Annotated in this window: 28 protein-coding genes, 1 tRNA gene and 1 pseudogene; 4 read left to right on the forward strand and 26 right to left on the reverse strand. The window is 58.7% G+C overall.

The window, feature by feature from the left end; all coding sequences use genetic code 11:
• Positions 1–28 precede the first annotated feature (28 nt).
• The 14 genes from folD to C8029_RS03735 form a co-directional block, all read right to left on the reverse strand.
• Positions 29–931: a bifunctional methylenetetrahydrofolate dehydrogenase/methenyltetrahydrofolate cyclohydrolase FolD gene (folD, locus tag C8029_RS03670; protein ID WP_009573133.1), complete on the reverse strand. Its 903-nt coding sequence runs from the start codon at positions 929–931 to the stop codon at positions 29–31.
• Positions 932–1240 (reverse strand): chorismate mutase, encoded by a 309-nt coding sequence (locus tag C8029_RS03675; protein ID WP_009573132.1) that lies wholly within the window; start codon positions 1238–1240, stop codon positions 932–934.
• Between the two features lie 124 nt (positions 1241–1364).
• Entirely contained in the window at positions 1365–3281 is a 1917-nt protein-coding gene (gene ftsH / locus C8029_RS03680) for an ATP-dependent zinc metalloprotease FtsH (protein ID WP_009573131.1), read from the reverse strand.
• Positions 3282–3359: 78 nt separating this feature from the next.
• Complete coding sequence (tilS, locus tag C8029_RS03685) at positions 3360–4619, reverse strand: tRNA lysidine(34) synthetase TilS (protein WP_152002255.1); 1260 nt, start codon at positions 4617–4619, stop codon at positions 3360–3362.
• Between the two features lie 27 nt (positions 4620–4646).
• Positions 4647–5441 (reverse strand): tol-pal system protein YbgF, encoded by a 795-nt coding sequence (gene ybgF, locus C8029_RS03690; protein ID WP_152002256.1) that lies wholly within the window; start codon positions 5439–5441, stop codon positions 4647–4649.
• 66 nt (positions 5442–5507) lie between these two features.
• Complete coding sequence (locus tag C8029_RS03695) at positions 5508–6032, reverse strand: peptidoglycan-associated lipoprotein (protein ID WP_040402739.1); 525 nt, start codon at positions 6030–6032, stop codon at positions 5508–5510.
• 118 nt (positions 6033–6150) lie between these two features.
• Positions 6151–7509 (reverse strand): Tol-Pal system beta propeller repeat protein TolB, encoded by a 1359-nt coding sequence (gene tolB / locus C8029_RS03700; protein WP_009573127.1) that lies wholly within the window; start codon positions 7507–7509, stop codon positions 6151–6153.
• Positions 7506–8690, reverse strand: a complete 1185-nt coding sequence (gene tolA, locus C8029_RS03705) for a cell envelope integrity protein TolA (protein WP_152002257.1) — start codon at positions 8688–8690, stop codon at positions 7506–7508. The genes tolB and tolA overlap by 4 nt, the downstream gene beginning before the upstream one ends.
• Positions 8691–8702: 12 nt before the next feature.
• Complete coding sequence (gene tolR, locus C8029_RS03710) at positions 8703–9170, reverse strand: protein TolR (RefSeq protein WP_074645506.1); 468 nt, start codon at positions 9168–9170, stop codon at positions 8703–8705.
• A 1-nt stretch (position 9171) separates the two neighbouring features.
• Positions 9172–9867 (reverse strand): protein TolQ, encoded by a 696-nt coding sequence (gene tolQ / locus C8029_RS03715; RefSeq protein WP_152002258.1) that lies wholly within the window; start codon positions 9865–9867, stop codon positions 9172–9174.
• A gap of 180 nt (positions 9868–10047) precedes the next feature.
• The gene (gene ybgC / locus C8029_RS03720) at positions 10048–10437 is read right to left on the reverse strand and encodes a tol-pal system-associated acyl-CoA thioesterase (protein ID WP_152002259.1); all 390 of its coding nucleotides are present in this window, start codon (positions 10435–10437) and stop codon (positions 10048–10050) included.
• Positions 10438–10477: 40 nt separating this feature from the next.
• On the reverse strand, positions 10478–11020 hold the full coding sequence (gene thpR / locus C8029_RS03725; protein ID WP_152002260.1) for an RNA 2',3'-cyclic phosphodiesterase: 543 nt from the start codon (positions 11018–11020) through the stop codon (positions 10478–10480).
• Positions 11020–11664 (reverse strand): hypothetical protein, encoded by a 645-nt coding sequence (locus C8029_RS03730; RefSeq protein ID WP_152002261.1) that lies wholly within the window; start codon positions 11662–11664, stop codon positions 11020–11022. Before C8029_RS03730 ends, thpR begins: the two co-directional genes overlap by 1 nt.
• A gap of 2 nt (positions 11665–11666) precedes the next feature.
• Positions 11667–11876 carry a hypothetical protein gene (locus tag C8029_RS03735; RefSeq protein ID WP_009573120.1) on the reverse strand — a complete coding sequence of 70 codons (210 nt, stop codon included), beginning with the start codon at positions 11874–11876 and terminating at the stop codon, positions 11667–11669.
• A gap of 166 nt (positions 11877–12042) precedes the next feature.
• Between C8029_RS03735 and aroQ the strand changes: the two genes are divergently transcribed.
• On the forward strand, positions 12043–12480 hold the full coding sequence (gene aroQ / locus C8029_RS03740; protein ID WP_152002262.1) for a type II 3-dehydroquinate dehydratase: 438 nt from the start codon (positions 12043–12045) through the stop codon (positions 12478–12480).
• 5 nt (positions 12481–12485) lie between these two features.
• On the opposite strand, the gene ruvB is transcribed toward aroQ, so the two are convergent.
• From ruvB to C8029_RS03780, 8 genes are all read right to left on the reverse strand, one after another.
• Positions 12486–13514: a Holliday junction branch migration DNA helicase RuvB gene (gene ruvB, locus C8029_RS03745; RefSeq protein WP_152002263.1), complete on the reverse strand. Its 1029-nt coding sequence runs from the start codon at positions 13512–13514 to the stop codon at positions 12486–12488.
• 3 nt (positions 13515–13517) lie between these two features.
• Positions 13518–14204, reverse strand: a complete 687-nt coding sequence (gene ruvA / locus C8029_RS03750; RefSeq protein WP_009573117.1) for a Holliday junction branch migration protein RuvA — start codon at positions 14202–14204, stop codon at positions 13518–13520.
• Entirely contained in the window at positions 14201–14710 is a 510-nt protein-coding gene (gene ruvC / locus C8029_RS03755; protein ID WP_009573116.1) for a crossover junction endodeoxyribonuclease RuvC, read from the reverse strand. The genes ruvA and ruvC overlap by 4 nt, the downstream gene beginning before the upstream one ends.
• 257 nt (positions 14711–14967) lie before the next feature.
• A complete protein-coding gene (locus tag C8029_RS03760) occupies positions 14968–15180 on the reverse strand; it encodes a hypothetical protein (RefSeq protein ID WP_152002264.1) in 213 nt (70 codons plus the stop codon).
• A gap of 248 nt (positions 15181–15428) precedes the next feature.
• Entirely contained in the window at positions 15429–16301 is an 873-nt protein-coding gene (locus C8029_RS03765; protein WP_152002265.1) for a 50S ribosomal protein L11 methyltransferase, read from the reverse strand.
• Positions 16302–16697: 396 nt separating this feature from the next.
• On the reverse strand, positions 16698–17123 hold the full coding sequence (locus C8029_RS03770; protein ID WP_152002266.1) for a hypothetical protein: 426 nt from the start codon (positions 17121–17123) through the stop codon (positions 16698–16700).
• 17 nt (positions 17124–17140) lie between these two features.
• Positions 17141–17806, reverse strand: a complete 666-nt coding sequence (gene msrA / locus C8029_RS03775; RefSeq protein ID WP_040402735.1) for a peptide-methionine (S)-S-oxide reductase MsrA — start codon at positions 17804–17806, stop codon at positions 17141–17143.
• Positions 17807–17873: 67 nt separating this feature from the next.
• Positions 17874–19115: an MFS transporter gene (locus C8029_RS03780; protein WP_009573111.1), complete on the reverse strand. Its 1242-nt coding sequence runs from the start codon at positions 19113–19115 to the stop codon at positions 17874–17876.
• Positions 19116–19320: 205 nt separating this feature from the next.
• Here C8029_RS03780 and C8029_RS03785 point away from each other — a divergent pair, with 205 nt between their 5' ends.
• Positions 19321–20400 (forward strand): YeeE/YedE family protein, encoded by a 1080-nt coding sequence (locus C8029_RS03785; protein WP_009573110.1) that lies wholly within the window; start codon positions 19321–19323, stop codon positions 20398–20400.
• A 1-nt stretch (position 20401) separates the two neighbouring features.
• Here C8029_RS03785 and C8029_RS03790 read toward each other — a convergent pair.
• Positions 20402–22596 (reverse strand): annotated as a pseudogene (locus C8029_RS03790) (primosomal protein N').
• A gap of 109 nt (positions 22597–22705) precedes the next feature.
• On the opposite strand from C8029_RS03790, the gene fsa reads away from it, so the two are divergent.
• Positions 22706–23359: a fructose-6-phosphate aldolase gene (gene fsa, locus C8029_RS03795; protein ID WP_009573108.1), complete on the forward strand. Its 654-nt coding sequence runs from the start codon at positions 22706–22708 to the stop codon at positions 23357–23359.
• Positions 23360–23421: 62 nt separating this feature from the next.
• On the opposite strand, the gene C8029_RS03800 is transcribed toward fsa, so the two are convergent.
• Positions 23422–24558 carry a cytochrome-c peroxidase gene (locus tag C8029_RS03800; protein WP_152002267.1) on the reverse strand — a complete coding sequence of 379 codons (1137 nt, stop codon included), beginning with the start codon at positions 24556–24558 and terminating at the stop codon, positions 23422–23424.
• A gap of 122 nt (positions 24559–24680) precedes the next feature.
• Positions 24681–26132, reverse strand: coding sequence for a UbiA family prenyltransferase (locus tag C8029_RS03805; protein WP_152002268.1), 1452 nt, complete (start codon positions 26130–26132; stop codon positions 24681–24683).
• A gap of 221 nt (positions 26133–26353) precedes the next feature.
• On the opposite strand from C8029_RS03805, the gene C8029_RS03810 reads away from it, so the two are divergent.
• Positions 26354–26427: transfer RNA gene (locus tag C8029_RS03810), tRNA-Gly, on the forward strand.
• Between the two features lie 102 nt (positions 26428–26529).
• Here C8029_RS03810 and C8029_RS03815 read toward each other — a convergent pair.
• The gene (locus C8029_RS03815) at positions 26530–26736 is read right to left on the reverse strand and encodes a YgaP family membrane protein (RefSeq protein WP_009573105.1); all 207 of its coding nucleotides are present in this window, start codon (positions 26734–26736) and stop codon (positions 26530–26532) included.
• Positions 26737–26753 lie beyond the last annotated feature (17 nt).

Here is a 26753-nt window from a genome sequence, read left to right on the forward strand (position 1 = left end):
GGCCCCGAGGGGCCTCTAAAACGCCGTCTCAGGCGGTAAGGCCTTCGGGTTCGGCAAAGCCGTGACTGCGGCAACAGGCGGTCAATGTGTTGGCCAGAAGGCAGGCGATGGTCATCGGGCCGACGCCGCCGGGCACTGGGGTGATCGCGCCCGCAACGTCGGAGGCCGAGGCGAAATCGACATCCCCGACAAGGCGCGATTTACCCTCGCCTTTTTCCGGCGCAGGAATGCGGTTGATGCCCACATCAATCACCGTGGCACCCGGTTTGATCCAATCGCCTTGAACGAAATTTGCCCGCCCCACGGCGGCCACCACGATGTCGGCCCTGCGCACCACCTCTGGCAAATCCTTGGTCCGCGAATGGGCGATGGTGACCGTGCAGCTATCGCCAAGCAAAAGCTGTGCCATCGGTTTGCCGACGATATTCGAACGCCCGATGACCACGGCATTGAGCCCCGACAGCGAACCATGATGATCACGCAGCATCATCAAACACCCAAGCGGCGTACAGGGCACCATGGCCTTTTGCCCCGTCCCCAACAGGCCGACGTTGGAAATATGAAACCCATCGACATCCTTGGCCGGGTCAATCGCGTTGATCACCAAAGCCTCGTTGAGATGGCCCGGCAACGGCAATTGCACAAGGATGCCATGCACATCTTTATCGGCATTGAGCGCCTCGATCAGCGCCAACAGGTCGGCTTCTGAGGTCTCGGCGGAGAGTTTGTGCTCATAGGAGTTCATGCCCACTTCGACGGTCATTTTGCCCTTGGAGCGTACATAGACCTCGGAGGCGGGATCATCGCCCACCAGCACAACCGCCAGTCCCGGCGTCACCCCCATCGCCTCTTTGAGGCGGGCCACATGGATCGCGACTTTGTCACGCACGGAGGCGGCAAAGACTTTTCCGTCGATCAAGGTTGCACTCATCTACTCTTCTCCGGTTCCGATCACGCGCTCTTCGCGTGCGATCATGGCTTCGATCATCTGGGACCACATGCCGCGCGCCAGATCGGGATCAAACCCCGCCTCCTGCGCGCTCTGAGCGACCCGATCCAAGACCTCCGACACCCGCGCTTCAATCCGCGCGACCATCCCCTCGCCGGGCTTCAATTCCGCGGCGCGGTCGACATGGGCCTGACGGGTCGCCAAAAGCGCAATCAATTCGCGGTCGATCTGGTCGATCTGCTGGCGCAACTCGGCCATGGTCGCGATGTCTTGGGGAGGTTTGAGGGTCATGAGGGTCCTTTCAAACGCGCTTTAACATGCGAGGCCAAAAGGCGAAAGCCCCGCGCGCCCTCTTGTCGCCCAAAGAAAAACCGCGCCTCTCACAGGCGCGGTTTCTTTGAGTTTGAAGCCGGTCTTACGCGGAGGGTTCAGGTTCCATCCCGCTGTCGCCCTTTGGCTTTTTCGTCGTCTTCGGAATCGCCATCACAGAGGGCGTATTGCCAAGCCCGGTTGAGCTGTCGTCATCGTCACCGCGATTGAGCGGCTCGCCTGCGATCACTTTCTGGATTTCAACGCCCGTGAGGGTTTCGTATTCCAAAAGCCCCTGCGCGAGGTTTTCAAGCTCCTGCGCTTTCTCGGTCAGAATGCGTTTTGCCGTGGCATAGCCGGTGTCGACGATCTCTTTGACCTTATCGTCGATCAGCTTTTGCGTCGCGCCCGAATGGTTGGTGCCGCCGCCGTAATTGCCAAGATAACTGTCTTGCTCGTTGGCGTAATCGACATAGCCCAACTCTTCGGAAAAGCCGAATTGCGTGACCATGGCGCGGGCAATCCGCGAGGCCTGTTGGATGTCAGACGACGCACCAGAAGTGACGTTTTCTTTGCCAAAGATCAGCTCTTCGGCCACACGACCGCCCATCGCCATGGCGATTTTGGAGGTGTATTTGGTGTAGCTGACCGAAAGCTGATCGCGTTCCGGCAAAGACAGAACCAGACCCAAAGCCCGACCGCGCGGGATGATCGTCGCCTTGTGGATCGGATCATGCTGCGGCACGTTGAGGCCGACAATGGCGTGGCCCGCTTCGTGATAGGCTGTCAGTTTTTTCTCGTCCTCGGTCATCACCATGGAGCGACGTTCCGCCCCCATCATGACCTTATCCTTGGCGTTCTCGAAATCTTCCATCATCACCTGACGGCGACCGATGCGGGCGGCGGTCAAAGCCGCCTCGTTCACGAGGTTGGCCAGATCGGCACCGGAAAAGCCCGGCGTGCCGCGCGCGATGATGCGCAGGTCGACATTGGCGCCGAGCGGCACTTTGCGCGCATGAACGGCGAGGATTTTTTCGCGGCCTTTGATGTCCGGGTTCGGCACTTGCACCTGACGGTCAAAACGACCGGGACGCAACAGAGCCGGGTCCAACACGTCAGGACGGTTGGTTGCGGCAACGATGATGATGCCTTCGTTGGCCTCAAACCCGTCCATTTCCACAAGCAACTGGTTCAACGTCTGTTCGCGCTCATCATTGCCGCCACCGTAGCCTGCGCCACGCGAGCGACCGACGGCGTCGATTTCGTCGATGAACACAATACAGGGCGCATTCTTTTTACCCTGTTCAAACATGTCGCGCACCCGGCTTGCACCGACACCGACAAACATCTCAACAAAGTCGGAACCAGAGATCGTAAAGAACGGCACGCCCGCCTCACCGGCAATGGCCCGCGCCAAAAGGGTTTTACCCGTGCCCGGAGGACCAACAAGCAAAGCGCCTTTCGGGATCTTACCACCAAGGGCCGAGAATTTTTGCGGGTTGCGCAGGAATTCGACGATCTCTTCGAGTTCCTCTTTCGCCTCATCAATGCCCGCGACATCATCAAAGGTCACGCGGCCATGCTTTTCGGTCAAAAGTTTGGCTTTCGATTTGCCAAACCCCATCGCGCCACCTTTACCGCCGCCCTGCATCCGGTTCATGAAGAAAATCCAAACGCCGATGATCAAGATGAACGGCAGGAAGGAAATCAGGATCGGCATCAAGCCGCTTTCTTCCTGTGGCTCGCCTTTCACCGTCACGCCTTTGTCGACCAATTCTTTGACCAAGGTGTTGTCACCCGGGTTGATCGCATATTTGCGGCGGTTGTCGTCACCGGTGAAATAGACCCGCTCGCCGTCAATATCGACTGCGGAGACCGAGCCATCATCAACCTTCGACATGAACTCGGAATAGGACACGACGTCAGATGACATCGACGATTGATTGCCGCCCAGCACCTGAAACAGGGCCAGAACGAGCATCAGAAGCACGAGCCAGAAGGCAAGATTGCGTGCGTTACCCAAGGGGGATCTCCTCGAAATTTTGGACGCCCCCGCTTGCGCGAAAGCCTTTCCTCTAAAATAGGCATCGGGCGGCTAAGTTCAATGCGATAAAAGCGTTGTAAAAAAGTCGCCTTTTGGTTGGGCCAACCGCAAGGTGGCGGGGCCGTAACGCACAAGCGGGGCTGAAATCAACGTATTGCCGTCAAACACCGCAGGCGAAGCCGAAAGCGTTTCGCGCGGCGGCGCACCGTCTGGCAACTCCCCCAGTTGCAACAATCCGTCCTGACCCAGAGCACGCACGATTAGTCCTTTATCCTCAATACCTTCAACGATCCATCGCCCATCCCAGACCGTCCCCGGAACCGCCACAGTATGGGCCACCGCGGCATGTTCGCGGGTCAATCGAAAGCTTTCTTTGCCGCCCAAAAGCCGTACGCCATGCAGGGTCGCATCGCGCCCGCGCATCATCGCAGACAGGAATTCTTGTAGTTTCATCCCCCTTGGACCGTAGTCAGCCGAGGCAATCCACCGCAGGGCATGGGCGACAAGACGCCGGTTTATTTCCGGTGCCCCCTCGGCAAAACGGCGTCGATTGAGGATCAAATCGCCCTGATCTTCGCTCACACAGTCGAGCGCATGGTCATGCGTGGCGAAATCAAGCGCCGATCGCACCTGTCCCAAATGGTCCATCACCCGGCCAACAACGTGGACGTCGATGCCGAGTTTACTGAGTTCTTCCATGGCGCGGCGCGCCTTGATCCGGTCAAAGGCTTCGTTGTCATTGCTCGGATCATCAATCCACGGCTGACGCAAATCGCGCAGATATTGCCGCAGCTCAAACCGCTCCTGCATCAACAAAGGCCGCACCCATGTGATCCCGTCCGAGACCCTTCGGCGCTGCATCCCGGTCAAGCCGTCAATGCCCGAAGCGCGCGCGAGGCGCATAAAAAACGTCTCCGCCTGATCGTCGGCGGTGTGGGCCAGAGCAATGGTATTGATGCCTTGGGCCTTGGCCCAATCTGTCATCAAACGGTACCGGGCACGACGGGCGGCGTCTTGCAGATTGCCCTGCCCGCTCCAGCCGGTCCAAGTGAGCGTGGTGTGTTTGACCTGAAGTTTTTGCGCCACCTCAGAGACAAACCGCGCCTCTTCCGCAGCCTCAGGCCGCAACCCATGATTGACCGTCACGGCCCAAAGGCGGATTTTTTCGTCCTCGGCCCATTCCGCCATCAGATGCAGCAAAGCCATGCTGTCGCCACCACCCGACACCGCCACTGCGAGCTGGTCGGGCTTGTCATAGGCAAAGGCGGTGGCCACACAATGCTTGAGCATCGCCTGCTTTGCAGTGACCTCACTCATGGATGGGGCGTCCCATTGGACTGGAGCCTACTGGCAGCCAAGCGTCTGAGCCTCTCTCACCGCTGCACTGGCGGCATCAGACCCAGGAAAACGCGATTGCACCTCGCGGTACATCACACAGCCCTTATCGACCTGACCGAGCTTGCCCAAAGATCCGGCCAAACGCAAAAGCGCATCAGGGGCCCGGTCGCCTTCGGGGCTGCCGGAAAAACTATCGAGATAAGCACGGGCCGCATCCGCCGTTTGGCCCAAAGCCGCATAGGATTCACCACGCATAAAATGCGCCTCTCCGGTCAGGTATCCACCGGTATAGCTTTGGGCAAAATTGGCGAATGCCGTGGCGGCCTGCGCGTATTCACCATCGGTGTAAAGCGCCATGGCGGTGTCATAATCGGATTGTTCGGCCATCGCCAAATCGCCGCCCCCCTCCATCGCGGGTTCAGACCCCGGTCCGGTGACAACCACATCGCTTGCGCCCGTGGCTCCACCGAGAGGCGTGAGCGGCGGCAGCGATCCGACGTCACAGCCGCTTTCCAATTCACAGAGCCGAAAGTTCAGATCGTCCAACTGATTGGTGCCATCTTTCACCACCTGATCGACGCGAAACTCCAACCCTTCGACCTTGGCCGTGAGATTGGCCAAAGCCGCCTCCATCAGGTCGACACGTTCCAACGTGGACGCGCCCGCAAACTGCGTGTTGGGCGCGCCTGTGGTCGACAATTCGCGTTTGAGTTTGGCAATTTCCACCGACAGCACCGCCGCTTCTTGGCGAATATCGGCCAAGGTTTGAGCGTTTTGGGCAAAACCCGCCCCGCCCAGCATGGAAAGGCAAGTGCCGCCCCAAAGATCACGCGTTTCATCGCTCTCACCCTCTCTCTATTGTCTTGTTCAGCTGACGCCAGCGCCCGCCGCCAGGACGGTCACAGCACGACGGTTTTGCGAATAGCAGCTCTCATCCGAACAGACCGCAAGCGGGCGCTCTTTGCCATAGGGGATGGTTTTGAGGCGCGAGGGGTTGATGCCTTGGCTGATCAGGAATTCCTGAACCGAAGCGGCGCGGCGAGCAGAGAGTGCAAAGTTATAATCGCGTGTGCCCTGCTCGTCGGCGTGGCCTTCGATGATCGCACTATAGCCTTGGTTGTCCAAAAGCCATGTCGCTTGGCCTGCCAAAATCGTGCGCGCCTCAGGCGAGAGGGTCGATTGGTCGATGGCAAACAAAACGCGGTCACCCACGGTTTGGTTGAAATAGGCAACCGATTTCGGATCAGAGGCAGAGCCAGCCATCGCGCCATCCGCGCCATAACCATTGGCGCCCGCACCGGCGCCGCCATCCCCAAAACGGCCCGGATTGGTACAGGCGGTCAGGCCCAGAGCCGCGACCAAAAACAGGGCGCGGGGCAGGGAGCGGGTCATGAATTTAGAGGTCTGTGTGGTGGACATGGTGGACATTGGGATCATCCTTTGAGGAAGCTCAAACTGTTGTTTTTCTGACTATAGCACTCTCCCCCGGCCTTGGGGAGAGGTCCGGGTTTTATTTCAAAAGCGGCGACCAAGCGGGATCAGATGCCCCGGCATTGGTCGGCACGCGTTTCAGGTTGCGGCCCGAAATATCGACCGAATAGAGTGCACTCGCCCCACCCGCGCCCTGACTTTCGCGGGTGAACATGATCACCCGACCATTGGGGGCCCAGCTCGGCCCCTCATCCAAGAAGGACGCGGTCAAAAGCCGCTCTTCCGAGCCATCCGTGCGCATCACACCAATGTGGAATCGGCCTTCGTTTTGCTTGGTGAAGGCAATCAAATCGCCGCGCGGCGACCAGATGGGCGTGCCATACCGGCCCTTGCCATTGGATATCCGCCGCGCCTCACCGCCGCCCGCGGGCATGATGTAAAGCTGCTGAGTCCCAGACCGGTCGGATTCGAAGACGATCTGCGAACCATCGGGCGAAAACGACGGCGCCGTTTCAATCGCCGGCGTGTTGGTCAGCCGGGTCGATTGGCCGCTGGCAATGTCCATGCGGTAGAGATCGGTGTTGGTGCCCGTGGACATCGAATAGACGATCGAACGGCCATCGGGGGCAAAACGCGGCGCAAAGGTCACGGCCTCGGCGGGCACGGGCAAGCGCGTGCGCGTCACGGTGCCGACATCGAGCATGGTGATCTGCGGCCGGCCTGTTTCATAAGAGGTGTAAAGCACCCGGTCGCCCGTGGGAGAAAAGCGCGGTGCAAAGACGATATAGCTGTCATCGGTCAGATATTGCAGCCCGGCCCCATCGTAATCCATCACCGCAAGGCGTTTTTTGCGGTCATTCTTTGGCCCAGTCTCTGAGACAAACACCACGCGGCTGTCGAAATACCCGCCCTCGCCGGTGATCCGGGAATAGACCACATCGGAGACCTTATGGGCGATCCGACGCCAACTTGCGGTGGACCCGCCAAGCTGCAAACCGCCGCCCAGAGGCGCTTCGGCGTAAATATCGAACACCCGGAATTTCACCACAAGATTGCCACCTGCATCCGTGCCCACGGCCCCGGTCACAAGTCCCTGCGCATTGATCGCTTTCCAATCGGCATATTGCACCGGGGAGGCGAAATTGGTGACCTTGGAAATATGCGCCGACGGCGGGATTTCACGGAACAACCCGGTGCCCACCAAATCCGCGGCAATCACATCGGAAATCTGCTGCGCGTATTCCGCCGCCTGTGGTGTCTCGGCAATGAAATCCGGGATCGCCAATGGCAAGGGCTCGATCACCCCGCGCGTGATGTCGAGTTGCAGCGGCCCGGGGTCCTGCGCCAACATGGGCGAGGCCGTGCCGAAAGACAGCGCCAGAGCGCAAACCAAAGAACCGGCCAGTGTCGTCAGGCGAAAGGGAAGCGGGCGTATCATTTAAACCTCATCTGTTCGGGATCGAACGTCATTTCGATATTGCGCCAATGGTCATACTTGTCGACCGGCAATGGAAAACCACGCGCGCCACAGCGGATAATCGCGCGGCGCGCCACTTCAAAGGCACTTTGAGCGCCAGCATCGGTGCCGCCCTCATGGCCCAACAGGGTGATGGAACCGGCTTGCGGCGTGCCATCTTCGTTCATCGCGACACCGACGGTGATCTTGGTGCGCATGGCTTCGGTCGACATCGCGCCGACGTTCCAACATTGCGACACCGCCACGCGCATGCCTTCACGCTCGCCCCCGGTCAGAGGCGGACCCACCGGACGTTTCGGGGCTGCGGGCGTCTCTGAGGCTTCGGCGGCCAGTGCTGCCGCCGCCTCGGCGGCTGCATTGGCGACTGCGTCAGCGGAGTCTGTCTTCGGCGTCTCAGGCTTGGGAGTTGCCGGTTTTGGCGTCTCGGGTTTTGGAGTCTCCGCCGGTTTTTGCGCCGCCGCAGCTTGCGCCGCCAAATTGGCCGGGCGGGATTTTGGCCGCGGCGAGGTTGACATGCCCGATGGCTTTTCTGCCTCGGTTACAATCTCTGTCGTCGTCTCTTGCGGCGCGGCTTTTTCTTGGGTCTGCTCCACGACCTTCTCAGACTCCGCCGTGTCAGACGTCGCCTCAACCGGCGCATCCGAAATCTCCGGCTGCGGCTCGGGCGTGGACACGACCTGATCGGAAATACGCGGCACCGGACGTGGCGTCGGTTTGCGGTCAGGACTATCCGGCAGCCCCGCACCGGGGTCTTCCAACGAGAGTTCCGGCTCGGCCTGTGGGCTGGGCGGGGTTGGATCGACCTGAACCGGCGCGGGCAAGCTCTCGCTGACCTCCGGGCGCGGCTCAGGCAGGTCTGGCGGCGGTGCATCCGAGGGCTGAACCTCGGGCGTGCTGTCCTCAACGGGGGTCGGCACCGGCGCCGCTTCGGCCACAGGGGCCTTCAATGCCTCGGCCTCGGCAAAGGTGTCGGGCGCAGTGTTCGTGGCGCTCAGTGCGGCAAACTCCGCCTCCGAAATCAGCGCAACTTCCTGAACGGCCACGGACTCCGTTTGCTTCGGCGAGAGGAACATCCCACCGAAAATCATATAGGCAATGAGGCCCAGATGGCCCGCGCCGGAGATATATTGGCCTGTGTTCACGCCATATGCCCTTTAGTTTCCGGCCCCATCAAGGCGCGGACCGCCTTGCTCCGTCACCAAACCGATCTTGCGAAAGCCCGCGGCATTGAGCGCGCCCATGATCTGTGCCACGCGTTCATAGGTCACCGACCCGTCGGCGCGCAGGAAAATCTTGTCGTCCTGACGCTCTGCGGCAATCGCGCGCAACTTCGTCACCAGATCGGCCTCATCTTCCTCATTGGACATCAACAACACCCGACCATCGGCGGTCAGCGTGATGCTCAACGGTTCCTCTTCCTCTTGTGGCAAGGCGGTGGCGGCGGTTTCTGGCAACTCGATCGGCACACCCACGGTCATCATCGGTGCCGCGACCATGAAGATGATCAACAGCACCAGCATGACGTCAACGAAGGGCGTGACGTTGATCTCGCTCATCGCCGCCGGACGACGGCGGCCACGACGCCCCCCCTTGCCCTGTTTTTGAACCACTCCTGCGCCCATCTCAGCTGTCCAATTCGCGCGAGAGAATGGTGGCGAATTCGTCGGCAAAGGCCTCGTATCCCCCCAAAATGCGGTCGCTGTCGGCGTTGAGTTTGTTGTAGAAAATCACCGCCGGAATCGCGGCCAAAAGCCCCAATGCGGTGGCAAGCAAGGCCTCGGCAATCCCCGGTGCCACAACGGCCAGGTTGGTCGATTGCGCCATGGCGATGTCTTCAAAGGCGGTTTTGATACCCCAAACAGTACCGAACAGACCGATAAATGGCCCGGTCGAACCGACAGTCGCCAAGAAGGATAGGCCGGAGTTCATAATCTCGGCTTCTTTCGAGATGGCCACATCCATCGAGCGATCAATGCGCGATTGCGCCCCTGCGATCAGCCCACCATCCGCCTTGTGCGAGCGCCGCCATTCGGTCATCCCGGCGGCAAACACCCGTTCGGGCGACGTGATCGGATTGCCCTGAAGCTGGTCATAGAGTTCATCCAAAGGCTCGCCCGACCAGAACGAATGATCGAACGCCTCGGCCTCGGCCCGCGCTTTGCGAAAGGCGATGAATTTTTGCACAATGATCGACCATGACCAAAACGAGGCCACGATCAATAGGATCATCACGATTTTCACAATGAAGGTTGCGCGCATGAAAAGCGCCAGCAGGGAGAAGTCGATCTCCTGCGCCATAGCAAGGGTGTTTTGGTCCATGAACCTGCTCTTTTGTTCCGCTTAAAACGTTGCCTGAGTGCCTGACGATTGGTCGCCAGATCATTTGGGTGGGCCGTCTATTCACGGCTCTCATCTTAACCCCAGATTTACCTGATCGTCAGGGCACACGCCAACACTAACCTGTGAGGACAGGGGTAAAATCAGAGAATTTTCGCAGATTTAATGCAGATTTCGGCGAAGAACCGCCGGAAGACGCGCCGGATGCCCTGTGGCGGATAATGTGACGAGGGTCACAACCGCCTCAAACAGCACCTCTTGGCCCCGTTTGACCCCCTGTTCGACCACAATCCGCGCGCCGGTCAGGGCCTTCAGCCGGGTTTCGACGGTCAAATCGTCATCGAATTTGGCAGGCGACAGGTAATCCGCCTCGACCCGGCGCACCGCGAACACCAAGCCTTCATCCGCCTTCAACGCCACCTGATCGACGCCCAGATCGCGCACCCATTCGGTCCGGGCGCGTTCGATATATTTGAGGTAATTGGCGTAATAAACGATGCCCGCCAGATCGGTGTCCTCATAATAGACATGGACAGGAAAAATATGGGTCATCGCGTCGCCTTATCTCGGGGCTTTTGGGAGTGCCCTTGGTTTAAAGACTCAAAGGATAGCTCGCAAGCCCGTCATAAACGGGACCCTCAGAGGTCAGCGTCGATTGGATCATCTCAAACTGCGTGGGCCGGAATGTGGGCCATGTGAACGCAGCTTTGGCGGCCAAAAGCAGGTCTAGATCCGCCCGCTCCGACGGGGCAATCCGGTGAAACCGGCGCAATGAGATATGCGGGCGAAACCGTTCATGTGACAGTGCGATGCCCACCGCCCGCGCCGCTTTGCGTATCTTTTGCCGCAGATCGCTCAACGCCGCATCGGGCGCAATCGCCGCAAACAAAAGTCGCGGCTTGTCGCCGCCAAACAGGTTCAGCCCGGTCACAGTCAACTGAGGGGATGGCGCGTAAATCGCCGCAAGCGCCTCATGCAGCTCAGCCAAAACCGCCTCTGGTTGATCCTCTAAGAACGCCAAGGTGACATGCATGTTCTCGGCCCGAACCGCTCGGCCAAACCGCAGACCCAAGGTAATATCTTCCAACCGATCCGTCAGATCAGTCGGCAAAGGCAGCGCCACAAAGGCCCGCATCAGCCCGCCATTACCCGCGCATAAAGCCTGAGCGCATGAGACGCCTCGCGTGCGGCAGGTGGCAAAATCGGATCATAGGCCGCGCGCAACAGGTTCGCCACATCCGGGCGGATCACCGTACCTGCGGGCGATAGGCCCAGCGGGCTGTCCTGGGTAAAGGCCGTGTCGGACCAGAGCAGCATCGCCTGCACCGCCTGCGACAATGCGATCACTTCGGCGGGGACCTCCGCCATCGCATCGCTCATGCGCACAAAGGTAAAGCACGCCTTGATCGCCCCCGCGCCATCAAACCGAAACGCCCGATATTGATGGGCGTTCTTGGCCTGAAGCGTCTCCACCCGCGCCGCCAAATCAGGGATCAGATCGCCCATATGCGGCACATCCAAAAGCTCGGCCCAATCGGACAGGAAAAACATCATCAGGTTTGTGCCCAACTCCGGGTCCACGTCCTCGATCCGGTGCCCGGCGATGGCGATACAGGCCTCGATCGCGCTTTTGATCACGCTCAGCGTCTCGTCTTCGACACCAAACACCACCGGCGCAATTGGCCGCCCCCAACGGGCAAAAACATAGTCCCCACTTGCGCGCGTGAAAAACGCTTCAACCTGTTCCGGTGTGGTCGGTTCCGTGCTGTCCGTACTCATAGTTACTCCGCCGTCTGGTCCACAGCTTGCTCTGCCCTGCCACGCTCCGGCACAGCAATACCACGTTGCGCCATGATGCTCAAAAGCGACGCCGGAATGGGCCGACAACCGCAGTGGGCGGTATGTTCCAAATGCCACGTCAGGCGCTCTTCGGTGGTTGGATTTTTGTCCATCGGGTGGGCTGCATGCCACTCTTTGTTCAGTTTGCTCATTGATCTCGCTCCCCTGATTATGCATGCGGTAACATGCCTTGCGGCTTTGTCCAATCCTCATATTTTGACAAGCCCCACAGACCAAAACCGCCTCAGCCCTTGCACTGGGCGCGGGGCTCTGCATAACTCACCCCCAACACCGCATTTCGGCATCAGCGAGGGCCTCATGAACAAGAAAATCTATATCCTGAATGGGCCGAACCTCAATCTTTTGGGCAAACGCCAGCCCGAAATTTACGGCGCGGATACTTTGGCCGATGTCGAGGCGCTCTGTGCCCGCGAGGCCGTCACACAGGGGCTCGACATTGTTTTTGCCCAGTCGAACCATGAGGGCGAGATCATTGATCTGATCCATGAAGCACGCGATGCAGCCCAAGGCATTGTGATCAACCCCGCCGCCTATACCCACACCTCGGTCGCCATTCTGGACGCGTTGAACACGTTCGACGGCCCGGTGATTGAGGTCCACATCTCGCAGGTCCACAAACGCGAAGCCTTCCGCCACCAGTCCTATGTCTCTATGCGCGCGGATGCGGTGATGGCCGGGTTTGGGGTTCATGGCTATGCCTTGGCGGTGGCCCATATGGGCAAGCTATTGGGATAAGCCCCTCACCCGCCAAACAGTTCCGGCTGATCTGGGCCTTTTGGGGCCGGCATCCCCAAATGATGCCATGATTTTTGCGTCAACATCCGACCGCGCGGTGTGCGTTGGATCAGGCCCTGTTGCAACAGATAGGGTTCGATCACATCCTCGATCGCATCGCGGCTCTCAGACAAAGCGGCGGCGAGGGTTTCGACGCCCACAGGTCCACCTTGGTAATTCTCCGCGATCAGGCGTAAATACCGCCGATCCGCGCCATCAAGACCCAAAAGATCCACCCCCAGCCGGGTCAGAGACCTGTCGGCCAGCTCTTTGGAAATCCGCCCACCGCCTTCGACCACGGCAAAATCCACCACCCGGCGGAGCAACCGCCCGGCGATGCGCGGGGTGCCACGGGCGCGTTTGGCGATCTCAAGCGCGCCTGCGTCCTCGGTCGGAATATCCAAAAGCCGCGCACCACGGGTGACGATTTCATGCAACTCCTGCGTGGTGTAAAATTGCAGCCGCGTCGGAATGCCAAAACGATCGCGCAGGGGTGTGGTCAAAAGCCCCAAGCGCGTGGTCGCGCCGACCAGCGTGAAGGGTTGCAATTCGATGCGCACCGTACGCGCGGCGGGGCCTTCTCCGATCACCAGATCAAGCTCGAAATCCTCCATTGCAGGATAGAGAATTTCTTCGACCACCGGGTTCATCCGGTGAATTTCGTCGATGAACAACACGTCGCGCGCGTCCAGATTGGTCAGGATCGCCGCCAAATCGCCCGCGCGTGCCAAAACTGGCCCGGAGGTCATTTTGAAATTCACGCCCAATTCGCGCGCCATGATTTGCGCCAGCGTGGTTTTGCCCAATCCCGGCGGGCCGTGGAACAACACATGGTCCATCGCCTCTTCGCGCATCCTGGCGCTTTCGATGAACACAGCCAAGTTGGCACGGGCCTCCTGTTGGCCGATGAATTCGCTCAACACCTGAGGGCGCAGGGCGCGGTCGGCATCCTCGGGTCGGCGCTCAGCGCGCAGAGTTGGGTCGGGCTGGTCCATCAATTACCCCTTCGGCGCAAGCAATTTGAGCGCCGCACGGATCAAGGCCGAGGTGTCCGCCTCCGGCGCATCTTGGGCGGATTGCGCCACGGCCTGAACCGCGTCCGAAGGCGAATAGCCAAGATTTTGCAGGGCGGACATCGCCTCTGCTTCGGCGGAGGCATTGGGTTTGGGCACAGGGGCTTTGGCCACGCGGGGTTTCGGCGCGGGCGCGTCCGTTTCGATCACCTCGTCCATCTGGGGCGCCTCGGCCAAGGTTTTAGCCAATGTGCCGCCCATCGCCATCACGGCGGGGGCTTTGTCTTTCAATTCATTGACCACACGCTGCGCGATCTTCGGCCCGACGCCCGGCGCGGCCTTGACCGCGTTCCAATCGCCCAAGGCAATCGCGCGGCCTGTGGCCTCCGGTCCCAATGTCCCGAGCACCGCCATCGCCGCTTTCGATCCGATGCCCTGAACCGAGATCAACAGCCGATACCATTCCTTTTCCAACAGTGAGGAAAAGCCGAACAACTGCATCAAATCTTCGCGCACCAACATGTCGGTATAGAGCGACACCGGCGCCCCCTGCCCTGGCAGGCTCATCCGGGTGCGTTCGTTGATATGGACGATATAGCCGACACCGCGCACGTCGATCATCACATGATCCGTACCGATATAGTCGATGATGCCTGTGAGTTTACCAATCATGCTGAGGCCCTTTTGACCGCATCCGCAAGGCGGGAATTTGAATGTGCATGGAAAGAATGACAGATCGCAATCGCCAGCGCATCCACCGCATCCGCACCGGCCAATTTTGCGCCGGGCAATTGCAGCTTGATCATATGCTCGACCTGTTGCTTGGCGGCATGGCCGACGCCGACCACGGCTTTTTTCACCGCATTCGGGGCATATTCGCCAATCGGCAACCCCGCGCGCGCCGGAGCCAAAAGCGCAACGGCACGGGCTTGGCCGAGCTTAAGTGTGGCAACAGCGTCTTTGTTCACGAACGTCTGCTCCACCGCGGCACAATCGGGCGCGTAGGTGGCGACCACGTCGGTGAGTTGATCAAACAGCGACAAAAGCCGGATTGCGAGGTCGTCGGAGGCCAAGGAATGGCAAATGCCATTGGCCACATGGCTGATGCGCGAGCCTTGAACATCAATGATGCCCCAACCCATATTGCGCAGCCCCGGGTCGATGCCCATCACTCGCATTGCTTCATCCTGCTCTTTTGTTTTTGGTTAAAAGAGGGTTAGCACGAAACAAGAACATTTGCCAAGGCAAAGCTGTCTTTGTGGACTGATTGGTCCGTTATAAGGGGAGATGGCACAACCGCTCTGTGTGGGATCAAAGCGTGAGATCAAAAATGTGAAAACCCGCACCGGAGGGAGGTGCGGGTTTTGACGTGGATGGGACATAAGGCGGCGCATTGGGGAAACAGCCGCGCTTAGGACCCCGGAATATCGTTGGTTTAGCGCAGCAACATCTTGCCCTGAATCGCGAGCCAGACCGTGACCGGATCTGCGGCCATGATCCATGCGCCCGCCTGTTCGATCACCGTGCCAGAGGCAAGATCGTCGACGCGGTTGGTGTAGGTGGCCCCGCCAAGCGTCGCATAAAGCACCGCCTTGAAAGCGATCACACCGCCAAGGGCAAAAAACGCAAGATGCAAAGGACGGCGCATGCCGCGGCGTCGCGGACGCGCGATGATCAGCCCATCTTGGTTAACGGAATACACGACACCATGGCTGAGGGCACGACGGCGCGCCTCGATTTTGGTGACTCTTTTCTCTAATTGCTGCGAACCGGCGTAAGCATGGCAGCCTCCTCATACATCGGCCCCCACCGACAGTGACAAGATTGCGGCGAAATGTGGCGAAAATGGGGCAGGATGTCCTAAAACAGGCAAAACCAAGGCTTTTCCCGATATTCTTAGGAAACGCGCGCCATAGTCAGTGTCGTCCAGTCAACAATCTCTGTGCGATCCACAAGATTAAATCCGGAGCGCGTATAAACCGAAATCACGTCATCGGCCTGTGGATTGAGAATCCCCGAGAGAATCACATAGCCACCCGGCTGAACATGGGCCGCCATATCGGGCGCGAGGGCCACAAGCGGGCCTTTGAGGATATTGGCAAAGACCAAATCAAAGGGCGCGGCCTCGGCCAGGTCTTTATGGTTAAAACCCGCCGCCTCAAGACACAGAACACGCCCCGTCAGATCATTGGCATCGACATTACTTTGCGCCACATCGACGGCCACTTCATCAATGTCAGAGGCCAAGACCACCTTGTCCGACACTTTGGCCGCAGCCATGCCCAACACGGCGGTGCCACAGCCAATGTCGGCGACGTTGTCAAAACGCTTACCCGCGTCCAGCAAGGCATCGAGCGCACGCAAACAGCCCAGAGTGGTGCCGTGATGTCCGGTGCCAAAGGCCATCGCCGCCTCGATCAAAAGGCCGATCTTGCCCTCGGGCAATTTATCGGCGTCATGGCCACCATAAACGAAAAACCGCCCCGCCTCGACCGGCGACAGGTCCCGGCGCACTTTCGCGACCCAATCTGTGTCCGGCACCTCAGAGATGATAAAATCACCCGCACCGTGCATTTTGGCCAAAAGCGCCAGTTCGATGTCATCGGGGGCGTTGGTGAAATAGGCCGCGACCTCCCAAAGCCCTGAGCCGTCTTCCATTTCAAACACGCCCACGCCGGTCGGCTCCGGCACAATGGTCTCAAGCGCCTCGCCCAAGGCATCGGCTTTGGCTTTGGCGTCGGTTTTGGTAAAGGCGGTGTAAGTGGTCATCAAGGCTCTCCGGTTGGCTTGATCCCGGTGTAACGCGTTTGGGACAGCCCGTGTTGATTGTTTTTCTGAACATCCGTTCCCATGGTAGGGACGGCAAACGTGAGCGCCGTGCCCGGCGTTCTGACCGCTTTAGGTCGAAGTTTCTGACGACTCAAGAGCTGGGAGAGCGATAACTGCGCGCAACAAAAGATATGTCTTTGCTATAGCTTTACGCACTCACCTTATTCTTTGGCATTTCCACAACAAAACACCCCCAATTTTTAGTTTTCGTCGCCAAAATTACAGCTCTGCCTTGACCAAGACCAAAGGGAAGCAGATCGTCATCGAAGCTCCCTACCTGTTTCATAGTGATCCTCGCGTACCTGTATTCAAGACACGTGTTTCGGCAGTCCACATTTAAACCAGGCTAAAGCCATGCTCTCCCATGTTCCATATTCCCGGCGCTACGTTGCCGTACCCTATTTCACGTTCGCCTTTTTGATCGGCTTTCTTGCTTGGCAAATTTGCGTCAAGCTTGGCATCTCGCTTAGAGACAACCCGACGGTGCTTTTTAGACTTTTCGCCCAAACGTTGATCTGGGGATGTCTGGTCTATGCGCTCGCGGCAACGGCGCTGTTGAGCACTGCGGTTTGGACACTCTCCACACGGCTTGATTTTAGCCTGCACCGCAAAAAACAACAGATGAAAATCAGCTTGGTTTTTTTCATCGGCGGGATTTGCCTTTCCGTTTTCGGGATTGTCATGAACCTGACAGACACCCCACCTTTGGACGCCCTGTATATCCCGCTGCACCGTCTGGATCTGTAAGGCAGCGTACAGCAAACACAGGGATCCGTGGGTTACGACAGACCCGCATCCACCCCGACTCCGATCGGACAGCTCACGCCTGTTCCGCCGATCCCGCAATAACCCTGGGGGTTTTTGGCGAGATATTGTTGATGATAGGCTTCGGCATAATAAAACGCGCCTGCGGGCAGCACTTCCGTCGTGATCGCGCCAAAACCCTTGTCCTGCAACAACACGTTATAGCCCGCAAGACTTGCCTCGGCGGCGTGATGCTGCGCCGGTGTGGTGTAGTAAATGCCAGACCGATATTGCGTACCCCGGTCATTGCCTTGGCGCATCCCCTGGGTCGGATCGTGATTTTCCCAAAACACCGACAACAAAGCCCCATAGCTGATCTTGGTGGGATCATAGACCACACGCACCACCTCATTGTGGCCGGTTTTGCCGGAACAGACCTCTTCATATGTCGGGTTGGGCGTATAGCCCGCACTGTAGCCCACGGCGGTGTTGATCACCCCCGGCACCTGCCAAAAGATGCGCTCAACGCCCCAGAAACAGCCCATGCCAAACACCGCCTCTTCCTGCTCCTCAGCGAGGGGTTCGATCAAAGGTCGGAGAAAAACGAAATGCTCGGCCGCTGTCGGGATCGGCGTCGCACGCCCAGACAACGCCTCATCTGGCGTGGGCATGGACAGTTTCTTGGTCAGGGCACCGAACATCGCAATCTCCATTTTCACCGTTTCATCTCAGAATATAGGCCAAACCTCGGATCAAACCAGAGCCAGATCACTCTGCCGGAGTTGTTGCACGCACCACAGGTAAAAACCGCCATTCATTGCCCTTTTCGGGATGGCGCGGGATGAGGGACGCCAAGCCCAAAGACACCATCGCCATCGCCGCCGCCAAAATGAACACCGCGTCAGGCGACACCACCCAAAGATAGCCCAAAAGCGCAGGTAAAAACACCGCCGCGATGTGGTTGATCGTAAAAGCCACGGCGGCGGTGGGCGCAATGTCTTGCGGGTCTGCGATCTTTTGGAAATAGGTTTTGAGCGCGAAGGCCAAGCCAAACAGCATATGATCAATGACATACAGCGTCGCCGCGATCACCACGCCCCAGCCCAGCCAATAGATGCCGCCATAGGCCAGAAACACCAAAGTCAGGCCGATATATTCAAACATCAACACAAAACGTTCGCCTTTACGGGCGACGATTTTACCCATGAACGGCGCGACCAGCATATTGGCAACAAAGTTGATCAAAAACAGCGCCGTGACCTGATGCACTTCAAAGCCAAATTTCTCGACCATCATGAACGCGGCGAAGACGACAAAAATCTGCCGCCGCGCGCCCGCCATGAATTGCAGCGCATAATAGAGGCCGTAACGGCGTTTGAGCACGAAACTTTTGGTTTGCGGATGCGGCGCTTGGAACTGCGGATAGGCAAGAAAGGCGAACACCGCGACCACCGCCGTGAACCCGCCCGACACCATGTAGACAAAGCCATAGGACAGATCGAAGGTCTTCCACGTCACCACCAAAAGCCCGTAGGCCACCAATGAGGCCGCAGACCCCGCCGCCACGAGCCGCCCGATCACGATCGGTGCGCGCTCTTTCGAGAGCCATTGCAGTTGCAACGATTGGTTTACGGTTTCAAAATAGTGAAAGCCGATAGATGACAGCATGGTGATGGTCAAAATCCCGCCCAAGGAAGGGAAAAATGCCGTCACAGCCGTGGCCGCGCCCAAAAGCAAAAGCGAGACAATCCCCAACACCTGTTCGCGGATGAACATGATCAAGGCGATCACACCGATGGCCAAGAATCCGGGGATTTCGCGCACCGAATGCAGCCAACCGATCTCCACCCCGGTGAACCCGGCGGCCTCGATGACAAAGTTATTCAGCAGGGCGTTCCACGTCGCAAAGGCCACGGGCATGGCAAATGCCATGAGGAACAACAGCGATTCGGGCCTGCGCCAAAGCGGCAGAGACCCGGTTTCAGAGAGGGGGATCGGCATTTTTTTCATCCCATTCCCTTACGGCGCGGTTTGGGTTTTGGATAGCCGGAATTCTTGCACACCCCCTTACGCGCCACGCAAAACGCTTGGCACAGACGTCCAAAGGGCCTCAGGATGCATTCAAACATGCGCAACCATGTGACTTAGATCAAGGCACGCTCCGGCCCTGTCCCTAAACTCAGCCAAATTTCGCGCGCGGGAGGACATCTACAACATGGACATTTTAGCCCTTGTCGAACGGATCGGTGAAAGCCCAACCGCGGCACTGTTTGGTCTGATCACCGGCCTCATTTTTGGCGTCTCGGCGCAGAGATCGCAATTCTGCCTGCGCGCCGCAACGGTCGAATTCGCCCATGGCAAAGGCATCGTCGGCAAGCTTGGGCCAAAGGTGGCCGTCTGGCTTTTGACCCTCTCGACCGCCATCGTTTGGGTGCAGGGCGCGCAAATGCTGGGCCTGTTTCGCGCCTCGGACGCGCGCATCATGGCCGTGCCCGGATCATGGTCCGGGGCCATCATTGGCGGGCTGATGTTTGGCGCGGGCATGGTGTTGTCGCGTGGCTGTTCGGGCCGTCTTTTGGTCTTGGCCTCCACCGGCAATCTGCGTTCTGTCGTCTCCGGCCTGATCTTTGCCGTCACCGCCCAAATGAGCCTGCACGGCATCCTCGCGCCATACCGTGACAGATTGGCCAGCCTGTCGATCACGCCCGGCGGAGAAAACATCAACCTTTTGAACGCATTGCACCTCCCCTCAGGCACAGGACTGGTGCTTGGCCTGGCCTTCGCCGCTCTCGCATTATACCTCGCCGCCCGCCATCAGATCGGACCAAAAACGTGGATTTTCGCCTCCGGTGTCGGCTTTTCTGTCGCGGTCGGCTGGGTGCTCACATGGTCTCTGGCGCAAATCGCCTTTGATCCGGTGCCCGTCACTTCGGCCACCTTCTCCGGCCCCTCCGCCAACACATTGATGTTTTTCCTGGACCGAGGCGCGGTGTTGGAGTTTGACGTCGGCCTCGTTCCCGGCGTGGTGCTCGGGGCGTTTTTGGCCGCGATGATCTCGGGTGAATTCCGGTGGCAGAGCTTTGAGTCCGTCCCCGTCATGCGCAAGTCGATGATTGGCGCCGTGCTGATGGGCTTTGGCGCCATGCTTGCGGGCGGCTGCGCCATTGGCAATGGCGTCACCGGCGGATCGGTCTTTGCCGCAACGGCGTGGTTGGCGCTGTTAAGCATGTGGATCGGCGCGATTGCGACCACCTTGGTGTTTGATCGCCAAGTCAATCCGGCGCTGGCTTGTTAGGTCACCAAAACGACTGCGGATCAATGTCGATCTGAAGTCGGACGGAATTGGGCCATTTCACCTGCCCGACCCAGGCGTTGATCGCCGCTTGCAACGGCGCGGTTTTCTCCGCCTTGATCAACAACCGCACTCGATGTTTGCCGCGCACCCGCGCAATCGGTGCGGGCGCGGGACCGTAGAGTTGCGCACCCACGCGACTCAGCGGCCCGGCCATCCGCGCAAGGTGATTGGCCACGTCCATCACCTGCGCCACATCCGGCCCCGACAGAATAATCCCCGCCATCCGCCCATAGGGCGGCACCCCGGCCATTTTGCGCTCGGCCGCTTCGGCCCGCCAAAACCCCTCTTCGTCACCGGCGATGATCGCTCGGATCACCGGATGTTCTGGCTGATAGGTCTGCAACAAAGCCACGCCTTTTTTCGCCGCCCGCCCGGCCCGGCCCGCCACCTGACGCATCAATTGAAACGTATGTTCGGCGGCGCGCAGGTCCGAGCCTTGCAGCCCCAGATCGGCATCAATCACGCCGACCAAGGTGAGGTTCGGGAAATTGTGACCTTTGGCCACCAACTGCGTGCCGATGATAATGTCCGTGTCGCCCTGTGCGATTTGGCGGATTTGATCCTTGAGCGCACGGGCCGAGGCGAACAAATCCGAAGATAGCACCGCGCATTTGGCCTCCGGAAACCGTTCCGCCACCTCCTCGGCCAGCCGTTCGACGCCGGGGCCAACCGGGGCCAGTCGCCCCTCGACCTGACAGGACGGACAGGCCGTGGGCATCGGTTTGGTTTCGCCACATTGGTGGCACATGAGGCGACCCAAAAAGCGGTGCTCAACCATCCGCGCATCGCAGTGATCACAGGCGATTTGATGACCACAGGCCCGGCAAATCGTCACCGGGGCAAAGCCACGCCGGTTGAGGAACAACAGGCTTTGCTCGCCCAATTCCATCCGTTTGCGCACGGAGCGCGCCAGAGCTTCTGAAATAAATTGTGTCGATGGCAGTTTCTCTCCCCGCATATCCAAAGCGTGCATATCGGGCATCACGGCGGGGCCAAATCGACTTTCGAGATCAAGGCGTTGGTATTTCCCCGCCTCGACATTGGCCCAGGTTTCAAGCGAGGGCGTGGCCGAAGCCAAAACCACGGCGGCTGAACACAAGGACGCGCGCAGCACCGCCATATCGCGGGCATTATAAAGCACGCCGTCCTCTTGTTTATACGATCCGTCATGTTCCTCATCGACCACGATCAGACCAAGATTTTGGAACGGCAAAAACAGCGCCGAGCGCGCGCCGATCACCACTTGCGCCCCGCTGATGCCGACCATTTTCCACACCCGGCGGCGTTCGGTCATGGTCACACCGGAATGCCATTCCGCAGGCGCGCGCCAAAACGGTCCTCGAAGCGGGTGAGAAATTCCGCCGTCAGAGCGATCTCGGGCAAGAGCACCAAAGCCTGACGCCCCTTGGCGAGACAGGCGGCGACGGCTTCCAAATAGACCTCGGTCTTGCCCGATCCGGTGACGCCCTTCAAAAGCGTGGTGGAATAGGCCTCGGCGGAGACAGCTTTGCGCAGCGCCATGGCGGCCTCGGTTTGGGCGTCGGTCAACTCTTTTCCGGGGGCGCTCGCATCCAGTCGCGGATAGGCCAGATCGCGCGGGCAATCTTCCTCACGCACAGCGCCCGAGGGCACCATGCCCTTGATCACAGAGGGCGTGACCCCCGCAGTTTCGGCCAGCTCTTTCAAGGTGAAAGACAGCCCGCCGTATTCTTCTAAAGTCTCAATCACCCGCGTGCGGGCTTCGGTTTCGCGCGGCGGGCGGCCTGTCCCGCGCAGGTAAATCTTGCGCATCGAGGGCGGGTTCATCAGCCCCGGCGCGCGGGTCGCAAGCCGCAGCATCGCGGTCATTGGCGTGAGCGTATAGGCGGCGGTCTTTTCCAAAAACTGCCGCATCTCATCGCGCATCGGCGCAACATCTAAAACATGCGACACGGAACGGGCCTTTTTCAGGTCAAACCCGCCAGCCCCCGGCCCCCAGACACAGCCCAACACTTTGCGCGGTCCAAGCGGCACTTCGACAAAGGCGCCGCGCGCCACGCCGCCCTCGGGCGCCCTGTAATCAAGGAGCCGGTCAATCGGTTCGGTCGTCAACACCGCGACCAACGCGCCGTCAGAATAATGCTCTGCCTCATCCATGTGAGAGTGATACGGGTTTTGACCGATCCTCGCCAGACCCCCTTTCTTAGAGCGCTAACATGCACTATGACTCCCCCGTAAATTCAGGCGCATGAAGAGGAGCCGCCCCATGAAATTCTTTGTCGATACCGCTGATGTGGATGCAATCCGCGAACTCAACGACCTTGGCTTTGTGGACGGAGTCACCACCAACCCGTCGCTGATCAAGAAATCCGGTCGTGACATTTTGGAAGTGACCAAAGAGATTTGTGACATGGTCGATGGTCCGGTGTCCGCCGAAGTTGTAGCCCTTGATTTCGACAGCATGGTCGCCGAAGGCCGCAAACTGGCAACGATTGCCGACAATGTCGTGATCAAACTGCCGCTGACGCTGGACGGGTTGAAAGCCTGTAAATTGCTTTCCGGTGAGGGCCACAAAATCAACGTGACCCTGTGTTTCTCCGCCAACCAGGCCTTGCTCGCCGCCAAAGCGGGCGCGACTTATATTTCGCCCTTCATCGGGCGTCTCGACGACATCAACATCGACGGGCTTGAGCTGATCGAAGACATCCGCACGATCTACGACAACTATGGTTTCGAGACCGAAATCCTTGCCGCGTCGATCCGCACGGTGAACCATATTTCCGATTGCGCCAAAATCGGTGCCGACGTGATCACCGCCCCTGCGAATGTGATCAAAGCCATGGCCAACCACGTTTTGACCGACAAGGGCCTTGAGCAATTCGTCAAAGACGCCAAAGACGCCGGGATCAAAATCGTCTGATCCATCCCGGTTTAAGTAAAAAAACGCCCTCGCGATTTGCGGGGGCGTTTTTGTTTGGGTGCTTAGTTGGCGGCCTCTAACAACGGTTCATAGCGTTTGTCAGTAAGGGTTTTCATGAACGCAACCAATGCGTCGATCTCGCGATCTTCCAAGGCGGAGCCTGTGGTCAGTTCTTCCATCGACAACGTGTCCGCCACCTCAGGCGCGCGAAACGGCGCGCCAGTTTCCGGGTTGATTTTACGCGCCTCGGATTTGGTGTTGTAGGTGTTGTAAAACAAAACAACCGTGCGCAGATCGGCAAACACCCCGTTGTGCATATAGGGTCCAGTCACCGCAACATTGCGCAGGGTCGGGACTTTGTAGCGGCCCACGGTCTGCGGCGCGTCGCCCACTCGCGGGTTGGAGGCCAAGCCCCGATCCAATGTGCCCGGGGCCACACCGTTGAGCGCGCGCAGCTCAAGATTTTCGGGCACGCCGATGTTGTGATATTCGTAATTGGTGAAGGTCTCGCCCTCGGTGCCCGGCTGCGGTTTGAGTTGATGGCAGACGTTGCAATTGGTGAATTGTTGCGAGAAAAATAGGGTTTCCCCCAAAAGCTCCTCGCGCGTCAGCTCCGCTTCGCCCCTGATGTAGCGGTCATATTTGCTGTCAAACGGCGAAAACAGATCGGTGCGCTCAAAGGCGGCAATGGCTTTGGTCATTGCGGCATAGGCCTCATCTGGGTCAGAGAAAATCTCATCCCCGAACAGAGTTTTGAACGCCGCGACATAGGCCGGGTTCTCAGCAAGCCGCGCCACAACGGCGCCCGCATCGGCCATGCCCATCTCAATCGGGTTCAACGGCGGACCGCCCGCTTGGTCCTCCAAAGTCGCGGCTCGACCGTCCAGAAATTGCCCGCCTGCCCAAACGCCTTCGGCCTTCTCGAAAAACACCGGAGCAAAATGGGCATAAGCCGCAGTGGGCACGTTGCGGTCACCGAGGGACACACCGTCATCACCCGGCGAGGCCATGCCGCGCGGATCGGCAAAGCCATGTTCGGGATCATGACAGGAAGCGCAGGACTCGCTGCGGTTTTGCGACAGGTTCGCATCGAAAAACAGAGATTCACCCAAACTCTCCAGTGTTTCGGACACGGCGGGAGCCGCCGTCAACAGCGACAGCGAAACAAGGGCGGCGCAGAGAGGGGGGACATGTGTCATGCGGGCAGCTTTCCAATGGCTCAACGAGGAGGCGGATATACCGCCCCTATTAGTTGACCTTTTCACTCGGAAAATTGATCGAGGTCAAGAGCCGGAGAAAAATGTGATCGGCGCCAAGAAGATCAACTCAGCGCCCCGCCAATAGCAAAGCCCACCGCCAACAAGCCGCAGATGCGTGAAATCCGGTCTTTGACGGCAAAGACAATCGGATCGTCATGCATTTCGCCACGATGAGTCGTCATCACGATCCAACTCACCCAGAACAACAACACAAGACAAATCCCCCAAAGCACCGAAGGGTTTGAGTACAACAGGCTGACTTGCGGTGAGGTCATATAAAGCGCCAAAACCAGCACGGAGACATAGCCAGACGCCAGCGCCATTTGCGAAATGATGCTCAGATCATCGACATGATAGCCCCGCCCAGAGGTCGAGAGCTTGCCCGCTTTGGCTGTGTCCACCAGCTCGGCCTGGCGTTTGACGGCCGCGAGGGAAAAGAACAAAAACACCGAAAAGGCCAGAAGCCAGACCGACAAAGGCACCGATGAGGCCACACCGCCGGCGATGATCCGCATCGTGTAGAGCCCGGCCAACACGCAGATATCAATCACCATGCGGCGTTTGAAATAAAGCGAATAGCCCGTCGTCATGGTGTAATAACAGAACATGACAAAAAGAAACAAAGGGCTGATCACCAGCGACAAAACAAAACCCGCTGCAAACAGTCCACCCGCCAATCCGGTGCCATGAGCAATGGGCAATGTGCCCGATGCAAAGGGCCGTTTGCATTTGCGTGGATGCGCCCGGTCGGCAGCCAAATCCAAAAGATCGTTGAGCACATAGACCGAGGAGGCAACCAGAGAGAAGGCGCAAAAGGCTAGAAAGCTGGTGAAAAACGCAGCGAAATTCAACTGGTGCCCCAAGAGCATCGGCAAAAACACTAAGATGTTTTTAAGCCACTGATGCGGGCGCAGCGCTTTGAGATAGGGTCTATAATCGGTCTCATCCGTGCCCAAATGCTCGGCCTCGACACCGAGCCCCACCGCTTTCGCCCGCAAATCCGCTGACGCATTGACCGTGATCGCGCGCCCTGCCCCGGCCCAAACCAACAGATCCGCCTCGTGATCGCCCATATAGGCATAGGCTTTTGCACCATACTGACTGGCCAGAAACGCGGCTTTATTGTTGCCCTTGAGGTTGTTGGTGCCGTCCGATCCATGCACCTCGTCAAACAGATTCAGATGCGCAGCGACCCGGTTGGCCAGCCCTTGATCTGAGGCGGTCACAAGCGCGGTTTTGCCGCCTGCGGCGCGCCAGGCGCGGATGTACTCGATCACCTCATCATTATAGGGCAAGGTCTCGACCACAACCTCTGATGCACCGGCCAGCGCACGTTTGAGCGCCGCTTTGCCGCCTGACAATGCCTTTACCGCCGCCAGCGCCGAACGCCAATCTTTGGAGGCAGCACTCCAAAAGCTCTCATAGAGCATGTCGGATTTTATCAGCGTCCCGTCCAAATCCACGGCCAAAACCAAATCGGCTTTCGCCGCGCCCATCACTGGAGCATCGCTCATACCATTTCACCTCATCCAACCGCTCTATCGCACAAAGATAGGCCTAAGCCGGTCGATCATGCGTGGCGCTGTTATCTTTGCCACAAAGATGCACAGTCATATGAGCGAGGGAAAGCCTTCGCGGCGTACAGAGACCGAATTGAGATTGAAACGGGGCAAATCCGCCACGCGCATTCCGTCTTGACCCTCCCGCAGTCATGTCATACCTAAGGGCGCACTGCGCGGGCGTTGTGTAGTGGTAAGACCTTAGCCTTCCAAGCTAATGACGCGGGTTCGATTCCCGCCGCCCGCTCCAATCCCCCCCAAATTGTCTATGTCGCCCCGAGGTTTTGGGACTTTGGTCCAAAATCGAAAACGGGGCCCCGAAGGCCCCCGTTTGCATCACGTTTGGGTTGTCTTATTTTTCGAAGGCACAGCCAACCGGGAGGCCCATTTTGGCAAAGATTTTTGCCGCCGGGCACCAGCCGGTGAAAGAAGATTGCAACAGATTCGCGCCGATAAAGACGGTGAACCAGACAAAGCCGGGATGCACGAACTGGGTCAGCAACACGCTGATCAGGACCATAATTCCGGCGAAACGAAACATAGCACGGTCGATGGACATAGGGATAGCTCCAATGA

Origin of the sequence: Roseobacter sp. TSBP12, from assembly GCF_009129705.1 — a bacterium.
Taxonomy (GTDB): Bacteria; Pseudomonadota; Alphaproteobacteria; order Rhodobacterales; family Rhodobacteraceae; genus Celeribacter; species Celeribacter baekdonensis_A.

What these genes read in the sequence shown, in the direction of transcription:
- thpR (WP_152002260.1), bottom strand. Translation starts at nt 11,020, where the DNA reads ATGCGGGCCTTTGTGGCGCTGCCTTTGCCGACTGATCTGACGGATCGG.
- tolB (WP_009573127.1), bottom strand. Translation starts at nt 7,509, where the DNA reads ATGATACGCCCGCTTCCCTTTCGCCTGACGACACTGGCCGGTTCTTTG.
- ybgF (WP_152002256.1), bottom strand. Translation starts at nt 5,441, where the DNA reads ATGCTGGGCGGGGCGGGTTTTGCCCAAAACGCTCAAACCTTGGCCGAT.
- C8029_RS03735 (WP_009573120.1), bottom strand. Translation starts at nt 11,876, where the DNA reads ATGAGCAAACTGAACAAAGAGTGGCATGCAGCCCACCCGATGGACAAA.
- fsa (WP_009573108.1), top strand. Translation starts at nt 22,706, where the DNA reads ATGAAATTCTTTGTCGATACCGCTGATGTGGATGCAATCCGCGAACTC.
- tolR (WP_074645506.1), bottom strand. Translation starts at nt 9,170, where the DNA reads ATGGGCGCAGGAGTGGTTCAAAAACAGGGCAAGGGGGGGCGTCGTGGC.
- folD (WP_009573133.1), bottom strand. Translation starts at nt 931, where the DNA reads ATGAGTGCAACCTTGATCGACGGAAAAGTCTTTGCCGCCTCCGTGCGT.
- C8029_RS03765 (WP_152002265.1), bottom strand. Translation starts at nt 16,301, where the DNA reads ATGACCACTTACACCGCCTTTACCAAAACCGACGCCAAAGCCAAAGCC.
- ybgC (WP_152002259.1), bottom strand. Translation starts at nt 10,437, where the DNA reads ATGACCCATATTTTTCCTGTCCATGTCTATTATGAGGACACCGATCTG.
- ruvC (WP_009573116.1), bottom strand. Translation starts at nt 14,710, where the DNA reads ATGCGAGTGATGGGCATCGACCCGGGGCTGCGCAATATGGGTTGGGGC.
- C8029_RS03800 (WP_152002267.1), bottom strand. Translation starts at nt 24,558, where the DNA reads ATGACACATGTCCCCCCTCTCTGCGCCGCCCTTGTTTCGCTGTCGCTG.
- ruvA (WP_009573117.1), bottom strand. Translation starts at nt 14,204, where the DNA reads ATGATTGGTAAACTCACAGGCATCATCGACTATATCGGTACGGATCAT.
- C8029_RS03760 (WP_152002264.1), bottom strand. Translation starts at nt 15,180, where the DNA reads ATGCGCCGTCCTTTGCATCTTGCGTTTTTTGCCCTTGGCGGTGTGATC.
- tolQ (WP_152002258.1), bottom strand. Translation starts at nt 9,867, where the DNA reads ATGGACCAAAACACCCTTGCTATGGCGCAGGAGATCGACTTCTCCCTG.
- C8029_RS03805 (WP_152002268.1), bottom strand. Translation starts at nt 26,132, where the DNA reads ATGAGCGATGCTCCAGTGATGGGCGCGGCGAAAGCCGATTTGGTTTTG.
- C8029_RS03780 (WP_009573111.1), bottom strand. Translation starts at nt 19,115, where the DNA reads ATGAAAAAAATGCCGATCCCCCTCTCTGAAACCGGGTCTCTGCCGCTT.
- aroQ (WP_152002262.1), top strand. Translation starts at nt 12,043, where the DNA reads ATGAACAAGAAAATCTATATCCTGAATGGGCCGAACCTCAATCTTTTG.
- C8029_RS03675 (WP_009573132.1), bottom strand. Translation starts at nt 1,240, where the DNA reads ATGACCCTCAAACCTCCCCAAGACATCGCGACCATGGCCGAGTTGCGC.
- C8029_RS03695 (WP_040402739.1), bottom strand. Translation starts at nt 6,032, where the DNA reads ATGACCCGCTCCCTGCCCCGCGCCCTGTTTTTGGTCGCGGCTCTGGGC.
- C8029_RS03730 (WP_152002261.1), bottom strand. Translation starts at nt 11,664, where the DNA reads ATGAGTACGGACAGCACGGAACCGACCACACCGGAACAGGTTGAAGCG.
- msrA (WP_040402735.1), bottom strand. Translation starts at nt 17,806, where the DNA reads ATGTTCGGTGCCCTGACCAAGAAACTGTCCATGCCCACGCCAGATGAG.
- ruvB (WP_152002263.1), bottom strand. Translation starts at nt 13,514, where the DNA reads ATGGACCAGCCCGACCCAACTCTGCGCGCTGAGCGCCGACCCGAGGAT.
- C8029_RS03815 (WP_009573105.1), bottom strand. Translation starts at nt 26,736, where the DNA reads ATGTCCATCGACCGTGCTATGTTTCGTTTCGCCGGAATTATGGTCCTG.
- tilS (WP_152002255.1), bottom strand. Translation starts at nt 4,619, where the DNA reads ATGAGTGAGGTCACTGCAAAGCAGGCGATGCTCAAGCATTGTGTGGCC.
- C8029_RS03785 (WP_009573110.1), top strand. Translation starts at nt 19,321, where the DNA reads ATGGACATTTTAGCCCTTGTCGAACGGATCGGTGAAAGCCCAACCGCG.